This window comes from Rhizobium sp. PEPV16, assembly GCF_008919455.1.
Taxonomy (GTDB): Bacteria; Pseudomonadota; Alphaproteobacteria; order Rhizobiales; family Rhizobiaceae; genus Rhizobium; species Rhizobium leguminosarum_Q.
Genome location: NZ_VSZV01000323.1, coordinates 5,110 through 20,261, shown reverse-complemented (window position 1 = coordinate 20,261; position 15,152 = coordinate 5,110). Strand labels below are relative to the sequence as shown.

Genomic DNA, 15,152 nt, shown 5'->3' with positions numbered 1-15,152 from the left:
CGTTGACATCTATAATGGCTCCATTGACGAACCCGGCATCCTCCGACACTAGGAAAGCGATCACGGCAGCGACATCCTCCGGCATACCGAGCCGACCGGCCGGAATACGAGCGAGTGCGTCGACGTTGATCTTGCTTTCGGGAGAGCCGGTCAGTGGCGTCAGGATGCGGCCTGGCGCGACAACATTCGATGTTATGCCATAGGGACCATATTCAGAGACCAGCACGCGAGACAATCCCGACAGTGCGGCTTTGGACGCCGCATAGCTCGCGCCGGCGATCCGTGGTCTTGTCCGACCGGCAAGAGATCCAATCAATATGATTCGTCCAAAACCGCTTTTCTTCATGCCAGGCAGAACAGCGCGGCAACACAACATCGTCCCGGTCAGGTTGACGGCCAGCACGTCGTTCCACTCCTCAAGAGTAAGGTCAGAGACGTTAAGAGGACCGTCTGGACCTTTTGGCGAGATCCCGGCGTTGCAGACGAGAATCCCAGGTGCGCCCAGGTCACGGGCAACTTCGCCGAAAAAGGAACTGATTGCCGACGGTTCGCGGAGATCAACCCTTCTCGCAAGCGAGCGCTCTGGTCCGAAAGCCTCAGCAAGCGCGGCGCCTGCGGCCATGACGCTAGCCTCGCCATGGCTGAAGACGGCAACCCGATGACCGGCCCTGAGCAGACGAAATGCGGTGGCAAGACCGATCCCAGTGGTGCCACCGCTGATAACCGCTACATGTGGGCCGCCGTCAGCGCTCATGCCGCGTGATCCATTGCAGCAAACAGCGACAGCGGTGGATGGGCGCCCGCCTCTGTCATGACCTCAATCAGCAAGGGACTTTCTCCAGAGAGACCGCGCTCAAGGTATCGAGGAAGATCGGCGGGATTTGAGATGCGGACTGCAGGGCAACCGCAAGCTTCCGCAATCTTCCGATGATCGACATCCGCAAAGCTGCAGGCCGTCGTGAAGCTGCCGAACTTGACAGTTTCGGCATCACGTTGGAATCCAAGAATCCCGTTGTTCAACACGATAATCAGTACGGGAAGCTTGCTCCGTACCATGGTTTCCAGCTCCGCCCAGCTATGCGCGAAACCGCCGTCCCCTACGATGGCAACGACTGGGTTGTCCGGTTTTGCCGCTTTTGCGCCGAGCGCAAGTGGCAAGCCCCATCCGAGGCCAGCAAGGCCCCGCGGAGACAGGAAGCGCATACCGGGGGAAAGGGCCCGCAACTGGCCGGCTATCCACATCGACGAATAGCTGGCATCTGAAACAACGGTCGTATCTGCCGTCAGCACTTGCTGAAGGTCGCACATGACCCGTTCGGGACGGATCGGACTCTTGTCCGAACGGGCGACAGATTGCCGCTCCGTGTCAAATGCGCGCCAGAAACCAGCAATCCGAGCCGTCAGCTTACTGCGCTGCGACGAGCGGTACGAGAGATCGCGTCGGGCAAGCACGCTTCGAAGCGCGCTGATGGTTTCGGCCGCATCGCCTGCCAGTCTGACCGCTTCGTAGTTGCGCCCGATTTCGGTGGGATCGACATCGATGTGGATGACTGATGCGGACCGGGGGACTTGGCGCCAACTGTCAGTGCCATTCTGATTGGTTCGTGTTCCGACCAGAATGACGAGATCAGCCTCTTCGACAAGGGCAAGCGTGTGCCGTCCGAGCGATCGCGGACCGACGAGAGCGCCGAGAACGCCGGCTGACAGCGGGTGGTATTCGTCGACCGCGCCTTTTCCCATATTGGTCGTTAGCACGGGAAGCGAGGCTTCGTCCTGTAGCCCTGAAAGCTCGCCCGCGGCATGGCTTGCATGGACGCCTCCTCCAGCGATGACGATGGGTGCCTGGGCTGCGGCTATCATCGAGGCTGCGCGCTCGATGTCGCTATCGCGCGGACGCAACCGATCGAGTGGCCAGTGGCCAAGCACAGCCTCCCGACGAAAGAGCGAAGGGGCTATCTGCTCCCGCAGGAGGTCGGCGGGGAGCAGGAGAGCTACCGGTCCCGGCCGGCCCGAGGCGGCTGCGGTGAAGGCAGCATCGACATAGTCGTCGATCCGCTCAGCAACCAGCACCTTGCGCACCCATTTCGTGCAGGATTGGAATAGGATGAGATGATCGAGTTCCTGGAATGCATTGCGATCAGCCTGATCTCGTTCGACATCCTGGACGAGAGCAACGAGCGGAACGCTAGCCTTCAGCGCTTCGGCCAGCGGCGGAACGAGAAGCGTTGCGGCAGGTCCGTTCTGCGCTGCTACCACACCGACCTTGCCGGATAGCCGCGCATAGCCATCGGCCATGGTCCCTCCCATGTTTTCCTGTCGGTAGGCGATTTGACGGATGCCAATTGCTTCGGCCGCAAGGATAACCGCTGAGGGCAGGCTCTGAGCGAAGATATGGGAGACGTCATGCCTCTTGAGGGAAAGAGCGATACGCTCGGCGACGGTTAAATTTTCAGTTGCCATGGTCAAATGCCTGCTTCGGTAGGGTTTTTTTCGAGGGTTGAAAGGAAGTCTGCGAAGGTTGATGTGATCGCGTCACCATCTGCTGTCGTCATTGCTGTCGAAAGGCAGGCCGCAGCACCGTTGGGAAGCAGGATGCCGCAATTGAGGAAATGCCTGGAGAGGCGATCCATCAACTCGGCCTCTTCCGGCGCGAGGTATGCCTCGCGGAAGTCCCCTGGCTGCTTCCCTTTCGGATGGATTCGAAACAGGGATGCAGCTCCCGTTACGCTAAAGGCTGCGCCGTGACGCTCGATTTGATTTCGAAGGCCGGCCCGGATGCGGTCGCCAAGGCTCTCGAGTGAGCCGAAAGCGGCTTCCGTCATCGCCTCCATAGCGACCCGGCCTGCGACCATCGATACGGGATTTGCGGAAAATGTACCGCCTTGCGGCAGCAGCGGTTTACCGCTGTCGCTTGCGAAGACCCGCATCACCTCCTTGCGCCCACCGATCGCCCCGACAGGAAAACCTCCGCCGATTATCTTGCCAGCGGCAATTAGATCGGGCTGGAGATCATAGCGCGCTGAAGCACCCAAATATGACTGCCGCAGATTAAGAACTTCATCGGCAACAATGAGAATCCCGTACTGCTTTGCGATCGCGCCGACCGCGGCAACGAAGCTCGGCTCAGGAGCGATCAACCCGGCGCGGCTCGGCATCGGATCAATCAGGATACAGGCCAGTGCGGGAGCAGCCGAAGCGATCCGACGCTCCAGATCGGCAACGTCATTGAAGCGGATAACGGTCACCTCCTCGCCAACCGAAGCCGGCATACCGCGATAGGCGGGGACGGCTAACGACCGCAGAGGGTCGTTCCATATAGCCGGCGACACCGCCTGCCCTGCTTCCGCCCAATCGTAAGCGCCGTGATAGGCGCCTTCGATGCGTGCGATACCCGGCCGACCCGTGAAGGCGCGGGCGGCCTTGATCGCAAACATCACAGCCTCGGTCCCGCTGTTGACGAAGCGAATATGTTCGATCGCTGGAATGCGTTCGATCAAAAGCTCGGCCAGGGTAATCTCGTGCTCAGTCGGGTTGGAGAAACAGGTTCCACGATGAAGCAAATCTGCAACCGCATCGGCAACGGGAAGAAAGCCGTGTCCGTGTATCAGCGTCGTGAAATTATTATTCAGGTCAAGGAGGTGATTGCCGTCGACGTCGATGAGGTAGGCCCCCTCTCCGCGCGAAATGTAAAGCGGGCTGGGCTCGTGATCCACCGTGACCCGCGTGATCCCGGTCGGAAATACACGGCGACCCTTTATGAAGAAATGTTCGGACCGCGACCGGGAAATTCCCCGGCCGCTGCGCAATAAATCAGGATGAAACATTCGATCTTCTCCGGCAAACAGGTCGCGGTGCAACCCTTCATAATTTTGTTATAACAAAAATCATGAACCCGAAGAAGTTGCAACAAAAAAATCAGTTGCCGCTGCTATTTCCGGCTGAGACGCTCCTGTGCAGTTTTTTTCATGCGCCGATAACCATCACGAATGTCGTTTTCCATTGCCGCCCGGACAGCAGACGGATCTTTATCCACCAGCCCCTCTATCGCGGCCATATGATTGTGGACACCGTATTTTGCTTCCGCAAACTCTGGATAAAGGTCATGGAACGAAGCGCCGACCCTTAACCACAGGGCCTCGATAGTCGAAAGGAGGTGCGGCATCTCGCAAAGACGGTAGATCGTAAAGTGAAATTCCTTGTTGTCGTGAAGAGCGTCGGCGTAGCGCTTTTCATTGAGTGACAGTGTGATTTTCTCTTGCAGGGCCAAGAGGTTGTCGATTACCGCATTGGTCGCACAGGGCGCGCCTTTTTCAGTCGCCAACCCTTCAAGCGCAAGCCGCATCTGCGTGACCTCGTAAAGCGCTAGAAGATCCAGATGGGGGACGATAACGGTTTTAGGACCCACCATGACGAGAGCGCCCTCGAAGACCAGCCGGTTGATTGCCTCGCGTGCCGGTGTGGCCCCGACGTTCAACATTTCGGCAACCGTGCGAATCGGCAGCTTGTGACCTGGCTTGTAAACACCGCGCGTGAGCTGCTCTTTGATGGATGAATAGGCGAAGTCGCTGAGGCGTCCAGACTGCAAATCCGACGCCGACGATTCCTCTCCAGTTGTATTTTCGTTCAAATTTGACCTCCAAGCGTTGACATCTTCACAGTTTTGTTGCAACAAAAATGAATTGCATAAAAACACTGACGTGATGTGACAGCATAACGTCATCGCGAATATTAGCAACGCCTTGGCCGAGCAGGCCATGCCCGAACACCTGCCGGTCTTGCCGGCATGACACTCAAAGCACCTGGCGCCGCACGAGCGGAGCCGGGAGGGTTCAATGCGTGGCAAAGCACGCAAATGAGGAGATTTCATTTTGATTGGTGCGCCTGTTTTCATCGATCGCATAGGCAAGGTCTACGGCAGCCAGACTGCCGTTGGCGCAGTGACCCTGGATGTTCCGGCAGGCGAATTCCTGTCGATCCTCGGTCCGTCCGGATCGGGCAAGACGACGCTTCTGACAATGATCGCCGGTTTCGAAAGCCCATCTGCCGGGCGCATCATCATCGACGGGCGCGATGTCACCGCCGTATCGCCCGATCGCCGCAATATCGGGATGGTCTTCCAGCGGTATGCCTTGTTCCCACATTTGACCGTCGCCGAAAATATAGCCTTCCCCCTGAAGATGCGCGGCATCCGCAAGGACCTCAGGGCAGAACGGGTTGGCCAGGCGCTCCACCTCGTCCAACTCCCGGACTATGCCAAGCGCTATCCCCACGAACTTTCCGGCGGCCAGCAGCAGCGGGTGGCGGTCGCGCGAGCAATCGTGTTCGAACCGCCTGTTCTCTTGATGGACGAGCCACTCGGGGCACTGGACAAGAAGCTGCGCGAATCCATGCAGATCGAGATCAAGCAGCTTCAGCGGCGCCTTGGTGCAACGGTCATCTACGTGACGCACGATCAGGAGGAGGCGTTGACGATGTCCGACCGGATCGCCGTTATGGCAAAAGGGCAACTCGCGCAGCTCGGAACCCCGGCGGACCTTTACTGTAATCCGCAGAGTGCCTTTGTCGCCGATTTCATCGGCAAGATGAACTTCCTGACTGGAGAATTCCTGGGGGAGACCGCCGACAGCCAGACGATCAGACTGGGTGACGACGTGGTCATTGATACGCCTGCCCATGGTTTCGAGGGTTCGGCAAAGATAGGTGATCGCGTTCGGCTCGCGCTACGGCCTGAGCGCCTTGGCCTTGCAGCGCGTGGCGCAGGGGGACAGAACGCCCTCCCCGGCCGGATCGAAACGTCGGTCTTTGCGGGCTCCTTCGACCTTCATCTCGTTCGCTCCGATTTCGGAACCGGAGAGATCATTCAGGTCCAGATCCCTGCTGATGGTAAGCGGGTGCCCTTTGCAATGGGGGAGCTCGTGGATGTCATCGCCGAACGCGACGGCCTGCGGCTCTTTGCGGTCGCGGAGGCATGAATGACCATGGCCGTCGATAATCTACCCCTTGCATCAACCCGTCCACCAAGCTGGATTTTCTCACGCTCGGCGCGCCAGTATTCGCACGCCCTGACGCTCCTGCTTATTGCGCCGTTGATGCTCTTACTGGCCGGAGGCTTCATCTATCCAATCGGCCGGCTCGTCTCTTTGAGCCTAATGGCGCCGGGATTCACGCTGGAGCATTACGAGCGGATCGTCACCGAGCCACTCTACATGGAAGTCCTGCTTCGCACGTTGCAGACGGGTGCAATCGTCACGGTGGCGAGCCTGCTGCTTGGATATCCGGTTGCCTTTCTCATGGCGAGTTCCAAAGGCAAGTCTGCATTGATCGTCTCAGCGGCGGTGTTCGTGCCGCTATGGACCTCAGTGCTGGTGCGATCCTACGCCTGGATCGTGCTGCTGCAGCGAAACGGCATCGTTAACGATCTACTGATCGAGAGCGGCCTCATTAGCAGTCCTTTGAAGCTCATCTATACGGAAGGCGCAGTGATCCTTGCGATGACGCATGTTCTCATGCCCTTCATGATCCTGCCGATCTACAACGCACTTCGCACTATTCCTGCCGAGTACGCCCAAGCCGCCCGCAATCTCGGCGCCGGGCCGGTCGGCGCTTTCCTGCGCGTGACCTTGCCGCTCAGCTTGCCTGGAATCTTTGCCGGGTGCGTCATGTGCTTCATCCTGGCGATTGGCTTTTATATCACGCCGGCACTCGTCGGCGGGCCTGGAGCATTGATGATGGCAACGCTGATCGGCCAGCAAACCACCGTCCTGCTTGACTGGCCATTTGCCGCAGCGCTCGCGACCGTCCTTCTGACCACGACTCTGGTCTTTGTCCTTGTGTTTCGCAAGGCGCTTTCCGTTAGCAAAGGAATGAACAGTGTCAATTGAGCCCGCAGTCACCGCCTCATTCGCCCCCTCTCCCGTCAACAGCACGCATCGGCCTTACGCCAAAGCGGCATTGCGGCTCCTTGGAGTTTTCCTGATCGGAGCAATCCTGTTCTTCCTGGTCCTGCCGACGTTACTCGTCATCCCGATTTCGCTGAACGACAGCAGCTATATCGAGCTCCCGCCGAAGGGCCTGACGTTTCGCTGGTATATCGACTTTTTAACCGATCCGGACTGGCGCGCAGCAACGATCTTCAGTCTGCAGATTGCACTGGCGACAACGGTCGCTTCAACGGTTATCGGGACATTGGCCGCCATCGGGCTCGTTCGCGGCAATCTCCCGGGAAAGACCCTTCTGCAGGCACTATCGCTGGGGCCAATGATCGTTCCCCATGTTGTCTTTGGCGTTGCCCTTTATCTGGTTTTTTCCCCTCTCAGCCTGACCGGCAATTTCGCTGGTTTCCTGATCGCGCACACCGTGCTTGCGGTTCCCTACGTCATCATCACCGTATCGGCGGCACTCGAGCGCTTCGACACGTCACTCGAACTTGCCGCACTGAATTGCGGGGCAAGCCGGAGCCGCGCCTTTTTCAGCATTGTGCTCCCTAACATCGCGCCGGCGGTGGCTGCAGCTTCGGTCTTTGCGTTTCTGGCGTCGTTCGATGAGGCAACAGTCGCCTTCTTCATTTCCGATACCGGCGGAAAAACGATCAGCCGCAAGATGTTCGAGGACATCGATTTCAATCTCACCCCGGTCATAGCGGCGGTTTCGACGCTGCTCGTCGCGGTATCGCTGCTGCTCATGGGGACCATTCATCTCCTTACCGGCCGCGGGGAGGATTAACGTGATCATATCAATCGGAGAGAGGAACAACCGATGAAAAAGCGAACGAAGATCAAGCCACTGCTTGCGGCTTGCCTCATGCTTGCTGGTGCGGGGGCGGCGCAAGCCGAGGAGCAGGTCATCATTGCGACCACAGGCGGCGCCTACGATGCCGCGCTTCGAAAATTCTGGTTCGAGCCGTTCACCGAAAAGACCGGCATCAAGGTTGTTTCGGTCGCGGCAACGAATGCCGAGATGCGGGCGAAAGCTGCGGCCATGGTCAAGACCGGCAACGTGACCTGGGACCTTTACCCGGACGGCGAGATCCAGGCGAGCGCTGAAGCGCATCGGCTGACATCTGAAGACCTGACCGAGTTTTGCAAGTCTTTCCAGGGCCGGCCAGATCTGACCGAGGATGCCTGCGTCAGCGCCGGGGCCAGGCTTTTTTCGACCGCAACGCTGATGGCCTACGACCCGACCGGCTTCAAGAGCGGAAATCCGTTGAGTTGGGCCGATATGTGGAACGAGACGAAATTTCCCGGTGGCCGCTCGTTTCCAAATTTCGACGATCCGTGGCGGGTCATGGCTGCAGCGCTCCTCGCCGATGGCGTTGCGCGCGAGAAGCTCTTTCCACTCGACGTCGATCGCGCCCTCAAAAAGCTCGACGAGATTCGCCCGGCGATATCCCTCTGGTGGAAGACCGGTGATCAGAGCGTTCAGGGCTTTCGCAACGGCGACTATAGCATCGGGCAGATCTGGCTGACGCGTGCAAATACACTGAAGGCGGAAGGACGCCAGATCGCCTGGTCCAAGCAGGCCTCGTTCCTCGTCGGTGATCGCTTGACGATCATCAAGGATGCGCCGAACCGCGGAAATGCGTTGAAGTTGATCGGCTACTGGCTTGATCATCCGGAGGTGCAAGCCGGCGTGTGCGACGAACTCCTTTGCACGCCGCCAAGCCGCAAGGCGATCGATTTGATGTCGCCGGCTGCACGGGCGGCCCTGCCGAGCGACGAGGACATCCGGGACTACATCGTCATCCCGGACGCCAAATGGATCAACGACAATGCCGCGATGATGCTCGAGCGTTGGAATGCCTGGATCCGATGACGATCCACCTCCGGGCGGCGTTGCCGCCCGGAGGTGTGGAGACGGATCTTATCCCTTGAGAGCAAGGTTGAGGGCAGCGGCGGCTTCGCGCACTTCGGACGCCGTGTGGCCGGCAGTCGGGCATATCCGCAGCCCTGCCCTTCCCTTGGCGACTGTCGGGAAGAAAATGGCCGACGTATAGTAACCGGAATCAAGTACCAGTCTGGCAGCGCCGATTGCCGCAAGCTCGTCACCGACGACGACGGTCCTGATCGGGAGTCGGGACCCTGCCTGTGCGGTCGGCACCAGTTCGTCGAAAAGAGAGATATGTTCTGCGAGTGCCCTTTGCCGCACGCCCAGTTCCGGTGTGCGATGGATTGAGTGCGAGGCGAGAGCTGCACCGATCGCCGCAACATTGATGGAGGCCGAGAAAGCATGCGCGAGAGCAAAGCGCCGGAAGATTTCTTCCTGGAGCGCCGTTGCGAGCATCAGCATGCCGCCTGAGGCTCCGAAACCCTTACCGAGCGAGGCTGCGATGATCGTCCGCTCGCCGAGACCCTCGGGCATTTGTGAACGGGCAAACCCCTCACCTCTTTCGCCGAAGATCGATATGCCGTGAGCATCATCGATGTAAAGGAAGAGGCCGTATCGCTCCTGAAGCTCGCGCAACTCCTTTATTGGCGCACACCCGCCCATGGAATACACACCGTCGCAAACATAGGCGACCGTATCATTATGACGGCAAATATCTTCGAGCGCCTGAAGATCGTTGTGGCCGATCGTGCGGACCTCGCATTCTTCGGCAACGATGGGCTTGTTGAAGGCAAGCGTCGCATGTGCAAGCCGGTCGAATACCATGACCGGTTTTGTGCCGCGGGTCAGGACTCCGGACGCAATCAGCGGAAGCGCGCTCAAGTTGGCGGCAAGCACAGTCGTGTAGGTAATCACCCTCGCGCCAAAGAGATCAGAAAGAGCATCTTCGAGGTCTCCGAGGGCTGCAAAATTGAGCCGCGTGCGGGCGCACGACCAATGCAGAGTCCCGTAGCGCCGAACGGTCTCGATTGCGCCTTCGATGATTGAGGGATGATTGTCGAGTCCGAGGTACGAGCAGCGGACGAAGTCGATGACGCGCTCCGATCTGCCCCCCGAAACTGGCAGTTCCACCGCTCGTCCATCGGACGGATGGACATAGAGTGCCATCAGGCCGTCAAGATGGGCGGCTGCAAAGTGGGGACTTGCGTGGCTAATCAGGCCCGCGGTGTTTCTGTGCGATGTTTTCGCCGATCCGGCGCCCGAAGCTACTTCTTGCATGCTGTCCTCCCAAAAAGCCCTACCAAGACTTCACGCTATGCGCGAGGTGGTAGTTTATGCAACGAAGGCAACGGCAAATTTTCGGGACGTTTCAGTGAAGATGTGAACGTGGCGAAGTTCACATGCTTTAGGAGATCTCGAAAGCGTATCCTTCCTTCGGTACGGTGCGGATCACATCGCGGCCAAGGACCCGCTTCAATGCACGCCGGAGGCGGCCGATATGAACATCGACTGTTCGCGGCTCGACGAATACCGTCGGTGGCCATGCAACAGCTATTAGTTCCGCACGGCTGAGAACGCGCCCCGAGTCACCCACAAGAGCACTCAATAGACGGAACTCGATCGGGCTCAGATTGACCGGCGTGCCTCGCACCAGAACACGCCGGCTGCTGACGTCGAGCTTCACATCATCAAATATTGGAGCAAGGCGGCTAGTCGCTTCGCCAGAGGAATTGCCTATTGTACCTTGGAGGTAAGACAGCAGCCGTTCCGGCGGCATTGGCCTTGTAAAGCTCTCATCTACGTTGGCTTTCAGGATGTCGAGATAGGCGGCCTTTTCGGCAACGAGCGCTATGAGCGTGACGTTGCTGGCAAGTCCCCTTTCCTTCAGACCCGACGCGATATCAGCCAGAATTTGTGAACCCGGCTGGCAGTCGACGATGATAGCTGCAGCGTCACGGTCCACGGCAGTAGCTACCGCCTCGCTCGGAATATCGACGAGCATCGTCCTGTATCCGGCTCCCTTCAAGATGTATGACAGCATCAAATAATAGTCAGCGTCTTGGGATACGATCGCCAGAAGTTCGCTCATCGTCTCGCCCCGCCAGTTGCTGACCTTACCGCGACTGCTTTTGATACCACAAAACTTTCAGAAAACTGCCTCATGTTGATGGAACCTCATGCCCTGGCTCGTAAAATGTGCGCAACAGAATCGCATAAGCGCTATCATTACGGGTATTTTTATAGCTTGCCTTTCTATTTTGTTACAACATAATGTTGAGAGCGCGAAGAATCTCGCGCCAGAGCGCATATTGCCAGGGACGGCACGTGATCGTGGCCCACTCGGTGGGATCGACGTCCGGCATAATTTGATGGCCTGTTTCCGGACGGTTACGGGGCTTTTAATGCGCGAAATGTTCAAGAAGTTCTCAACCGGCAGCGCTGCGGCGACACCGGATTTTTGGAGTGATGCAGATGTCGGGGAGATAAGTACGGCTGCCCGATCGCTTTACGGACAAGATGCGAAAACAGCGGCTGCCTGGTGCGCACTATGCGCGCGCTACGACGGCCGCTCAGGTGATTTCACCTTTTGGGTAGGCGTTTTCAAAGATCTGGGGACGGAAGAGATTGTGGATTTCCAAAAGCAAAGGCAGGCTTCGTAATGACGCTGGAGGTATCTGAACGTGCGCGTTTAGCTTCGCGAGAGTAGCGCCTGCCTCGAGCGGTAACCTCCACTGGATTTCTCGCCTTGCCAAATTTTGCCATGCTGGCTATTTTAGCCCAATGAGCACTATGAATATTTCGCTGCCGGATAACCTGAAGCAGTTCGTCGACCAGCAGGTCGCCGGGCGAGGCTATGGTACCAGCAGCGAATACGTCCGCGAGTTGATCCGTCACGACAAAGATCGGCAGCACTTGCGTAGTCTCCTGCTTGAGGGTGCTTCATCCGAGACGACCGAGCCGGTTGATGCCGCCTATTTCGATAGCCTGCGAGCCCGTGCCTCGCGGCAAAGCTCCAAGTGATTGCAAAGTCTATCGTTCCCCGCGAGTCGGCCCGCGGGGATATCGAGAATGCCGTGGACTACTATGCTCGCGAGGCTGGCGCTCAAGTCGCGATTAGCTTCGTTGACGCGCTGCAGTCGACATTTGGTTTGATCGCAAAGCATCCTTCATCGGGTTCATCGCGCTACGCATATGAACTCGGTTTGCCCGATCTGCGCAGCATGTCGCTGAAGGCTTTCCCTTATATCGTCTTCTATCTTGAGCAAGCCGATTACGTCGACGTATGGCGTATTCTGCATGCGAAGCGCGACATTCCAGCGTGGCTGCAAGATCCCGAAGTGTGTGCGTAGTATGGCATGCAGTATTAGGTAGAGGGGCCTGCGCTGTGATCCGAACGAAGGTCGGCCCACTGTGGTTTAAGCGGTGCTGCGCGTTTCATCTGCAGTTTTTTCCCGATCGCGAGGCGCTATCAAAGCTCTGCGATTTGCAGGAGAGCATCGAGCGAAATAGCACTGCGCCGCTTCTGCGCGTCCCGGCCACAAGCCTGCACATGATGGTCGCAACTCTGCTCAACGCGGCGACGCAGTTGAGGATTCCAAACTACGAGGTCTGGAAGCGAAAGGGGAACGATGGAAAGCGATCGTGGAGAAACTGGTCGAAGAGACCCCGCCGATTGAGCTCCATTTCGATGAGGTCGCCGCCTCAGAAGCCGCTATCTTCGTAAAGGCCCAGGAGCCGGTAGAATTGCGCGAGCTTCGCTCGGCCATTTCAGATGCTATCTGCTTCGAACACTGGCGCCCAACTCCGCCCCAAATTGCTCACATGACATTGTTCAGGTTTTCTGCAGTAGAATGGCTACCGGCAGTCGACTTTAACGCAGTGTTTTTGCCTGTAGGAGTCCGGGTTGGATCCCTTCAATTGTTGGAGGAGCGGGTTTATCCAAACGTCGACGTCAACATGTTGAGCGAGCCGTTGTTACAGGGCAGAAGCCCGCGATAGCGCACTTATTTCACGCGCACGGTAGATCTGCTCGACGGCACCTCCTTTCGGCTCCTCGGCCCGGCCGACCCTTCACTTCTTCGATGGACTTTCAAAGATCGATGCCGCGGCCGCGGTTGACGGTGCGCTGGCGCCGTTCCGAAAGGATCTTTTCGCTGCTCTCCTTGCGGACGGTCTGCTGCAGGAATTTCAGCCTCTCCTGCATCGCCTCAAAGGCGCTGCGCTGCGCTGGCGGAATGTGGTTGATGAGATCCCTCTCTCCTCGGACGATGGCATTGCGGCCGAAGCGCTCGTCGAGCGCGGTGCTGACGGCGTCGAACTCCCGGCGAATGCCGGGATCGAGCGAAGTGGGAAGGACGCTCAGCTTGCGGCCATTGTTCTTCGCCTCGGCGGTCAGCCGCATGAGTACCTCTTCCGCCGCCTTCGACAGGCCGGGAATGGCGACTGCCATGCGCCGTCGCTCTTCGGCAACAGCCTGCCGTGTTGCATCGAGCACATTGACGTAGGCTGAACCGAGCGCGCGCAGACGGGCGGCGGCTTCAGGCACGGCCTGCACAGCCTCTTTGCGCTCCCGGCCGGCGGCCAGCATCCGGTCCTTCAGGCGATCGGAACCGCGCAACGCACCGTAGGCAGCCGGATCGTTGGTCACCGCGGCGGCGATGCGCTCGGCAGCAAAACCTTTCTGGAGCAGCTCTTCGATCTTGCCGACGGCGCCGGCCGGATCGCGCCAGATCGTTGATGCCACGGCCGCCAGGGCGGCGCGCTGCTGGCGATACAGCGGTGTGGCCAGAGCGCGAGACCTCGCCTCCTCGTCGACAGGGGTCTTGAACTCGGTGACGGCGGCAAGCATGGGCAGCACGGCGGCATTCTCCTTGTCTGCCTCCATCCCCTGATCGGCACTCGCCGCGACGATCTTCGAACGATCCCGCCGCTCGACGAGATGCTGCTCGGCGGCAAAACGCTTCACGGCTTCAAATAGCCGGGTCAACTTCTCGCGTCTGGTGCTCGCGAGGTCTTCCGGCATACGCTCGATCACGTTGCGTTCGGCAACCGTATCGGCATTGGGTGTGAAGGCGCTCCAACCGAAGCGGGCGGTGAGCGCCTCGCTGACCGCCTTGACCTCCTGCACGAGCGAGCGGTCTTCGGCGGCAAGCGCAAAGGCGGTCTTGTAGGCGTCGTCACCACCTTGCCTGCGCACCGCCTCGATCTCGACGAGACGTGCCATCGCTGTCTTCGAGAGCGCCGGGATTGGCAATGACATATGGGTGCGACGCTCTTGCTCGCGGCTTTCGAACCGCTCGGCGTTTCTTCGGAACTCCGTCGCATGGGCGCGGGCGAGCGGCAGCAGGTCCGTCAAGGCGGTGATCGCGGCATTTCGTTCGTCGCGTGCCGCACGACCGTCGACGATGAGATCGGAACCACGCAGGCGGCCGAGCCGATCCGGTGCTGCGGCAAGATCCTCGGCAATCTTGCGCGGTTCGATGCTTGTATCCGAGGAAAGCGCGTTCAGCGCTGACAGCGCCGCATCCGGGTCACGATAGATCTTCTCCAGCAGCGGCCGCAGGATGGCTTCGCGCTCTTTCCAGGCCGGCGACGCAAGCTGAGCCAGCCGCGCGTCCTCGTCGACGCTCCTGGCAAAGACCGTGGTGGATGGGATCAGATACCGCACACGGCCAGTGTCTGCATCCGAGACGGTTTGCGTTTCAATTCGCGCCTCATTGTAGGAGACGCGCCGCTCCCGCTCGATCGCAAAACCGAGCGCCATGCTGGCCCGCTCCCAGAGCTCAGCCACCTGCTCCCTCTTTTCCGCAATCCACGCCCACCGCCGCGAGACCTCCTCTTCCATGCCGGCGGCAGCTCGAGAAAGAGTGTCGAGCCCCCGGCGTCGCGCAAAGTCGTCGGCATAGGCGCGATAACCGGCCTCGCTCTCGAAATCGAGCGTCGTCGTCTTGGCGCCGGAGCGCGACAGGCGCAGGACGAGCTGCTTGAACAGTTCCGGCCGATGGCTTTCCCGCTCGATGCGCTCCAGGCGGGCTTCGGCGGTTTCGATGCGTTTCGCGGTCCAGACATTGCGGTCGACTTCTCTTTCCTCGAACCGCTTCTGCCCGGTTTGCTCATCGACGATCGGAACCTGAACCTTGACCCGCTCCACGCCATCCTTGCGCAGGGTCACTGTATCGCCCTCTGAGACACCACCTTCTTCGAGCGCCTTCGGCAAACTCACACCCCAGAGACGATGGACGCTTCCGTCATCCGTCTTCACGTCGGCATAGGGACTGTCGTCGGCATCCACATCATTTGGCCGGAATTTGGCTTGTCCTGTTTCCACA

At 59.1% G+C, this 15,152-nt stretch carries 14 protein-coding genes and 1 pseudogene; 8 read left to right on the top strand and 7 right to left on the bottom strand.

The window, feature by feature from the left end; all coding sequences use genetic code 11:
- The 4 genes from fabG to FY112_RS21095 form a co-directional block, all read right to left on the bottom strand.
- A partial coding sequence (fabG, locus tag FY112_RS21110; RefSeq protein WP_181018258.1) for a 3-oxoacyl-ACP reductase FabG occupies positions 1-754 on the bottom strand: 754 nt, incomplete at its 3' end.
- A complete protein-coding gene (locus tag FY112_RS21105) occupies positions 751-2,460 on the bottom strand; it encodes an acetolactate synthase catalytic subunit (RefSeq protein ID WP_017958126.1) in 1,710 nt (569 codons plus the stop codon). The genes FY112_RS21105 and fabG, both read right to left, overlap by 4 nt.
- 2 nt (positions 2,461-2,462) lie before the next feature.
- Complete coding sequence (locus FY112_RS21100; RefSeq protein WP_151519194.1) at positions 2,463-3,824, bottom strand: aspartate aminotransferase family protein; 1,362 nt, start codon at positions 3,822-3,824, stop codon at positions 2,463-2,465.
- 104 nt (positions 3,825-3,928) lie between these two features.
- The gene (locus FY112_RS21095; protein WP_131720617.1) at positions 3,929-4,627 is read right to left on the bottom strand and encodes a GntR family transcriptional regulator; all 699 of its coding nucleotides are present in this window, start codon (positions 4,625-4,627) and stop codon (positions 3,929-3,931) included.
- Positions 4,628-4,868: 241 nt separating this feature from the next.
- On the opposite strand from FY112_RS21095, the gene FY112_RS21090 reads away from it, so the two are divergent.
- From FY112_RS21090 to FY112_RS21075, 4 genes are all read left to right on the top strand, one after another.
- Complete coding sequence (locus FY112_RS21090; RefSeq protein WP_151519193.1) at positions 4,869-5,972, top strand: ABC transporter ATP-binding protein; 1,104 nt, start codon at positions 4,869-4,871, stop codon at positions 5,970-5,972.
- A complete protein-coding gene (locus FY112_RS21085; RefSeq protein ID WP_131720619.1) occupies positions 5,973-6,881 on the top strand; it encodes an ABC transporter permease in 909 nt (302 codons plus the stop codon).
- A gap of 70 nt (positions 6,882-6,951) precedes the next feature.
- Positions 6,952-7,722, top strand: coding sequence for an ABC transporter permease (locus tag FY112_RS21080; RefSeq protein ID WP_017958121.1), 771 nt, complete (start codon positions 6,952-6,954; stop codon positions 7,720-7,722).
- 33 nt (positions 7,723-7,755) lie between these two features.
- A complete protein-coding gene (locus FY112_RS21075; RefSeq protein WP_151519192.1) occupies positions 7,756-8,811 on the top strand; it encodes an extracellular solute-binding protein in 1,056 nt (351 codons plus the stop codon).
- Between the two features lie 48 nt (positions 8,812-8,859).
- Here FY112_RS21075 and FY112_RS21070 read toward each other — a convergent pair whose 3' ends face one another.
- Together FY112_RS21070 and FY112_RS21065 are read right to left on the bottom strand one after the other, a co-directional pair.
- The gene (locus FY112_RS21070; protein ID WP_131720621.1) at positions 8,860-10,101 is read right to left on the bottom strand and encodes an aminotransferase class I/II-fold pyridoxal phosphate-dependent enzyme; all 1,242 of its coding nucleotides are present in this window, start codon (positions 10,099-10,101) and stop codon (positions 8,860-8,862) included.
- 127 nt (positions 10,102-10,228) lie between these two features.
- Positions 10,229-10,912, bottom strand: a complete 684-nt coding sequence (locus FY112_RS21065) for a response regulator transcription factor (RefSeq protein ID WP_017958118.1) — start codon at positions 10,910-10,912, stop codon at positions 10,229-10,231.
- 88 nt (positions 10,913-11,000) lie between these two features.
- Here FY112_RS21065 and FY112_RS37945 point away from each other — a divergent pair, with 88 nt between their 5' ends.
- From FY112_RS37945 to FY112_RS21045, 4 genes and pseudogenes are all read left to right on the top strand, one after another.
- Positions 11,001-11,483 (top strand): hypothetical protein, encoded by a 483-nt coding sequence (locus FY112_RS37945; protein WP_246700720.1) that lies wholly within the window; start codon positions 11,001-11,003, stop codon positions 11,481-11,483.
- A 121-nt stretch (positions 11,484-11,604) separates the two neighbouring features.
- Positions 11,605-11,844, top strand: a complete 240-nt coding sequence (locus FY112_RS21055) for a type II toxin-antitoxin system ParD family antitoxin (RefSeq protein WP_151519191.1) — start codon at positions 11,605-11,607, stop codon at positions 11,842-11,844.
- A complete protein-coding gene (locus FY112_RS21050) occupies positions 11,841-12,173 on the top strand; it encodes a type II toxin-antitoxin system RelE/ParE family toxin (protein ID WP_151519190.1) in 333 nt (110 codons plus the stop codon). The genes FY112_RS21055 and FY112_RS21050 overlap by 4 nt, the downstream gene beginning before the upstream one ends.
- A 35-nt stretch (positions 12,174-12,208) precedes the next feature.
- A pseudogene (locus FY112_RS21045) lies at positions 12,209-12,822 on the top strand (2'-5' RNA ligase family protein).
- A 91-nt stretch (positions 12,823-12,913) separates the two neighbouring features.
- Here the strand turns inward: FY112_RS21045 and FY112_RS21040 are convergent.
- Positions 12,914-15,152 (bottom strand): BID domain-containing protein (locus FY112_RS21040; RefSeq protein ID WP_181018256.1); only part of this gene is annotated, 2,239 nt, incomplete at its 5' end.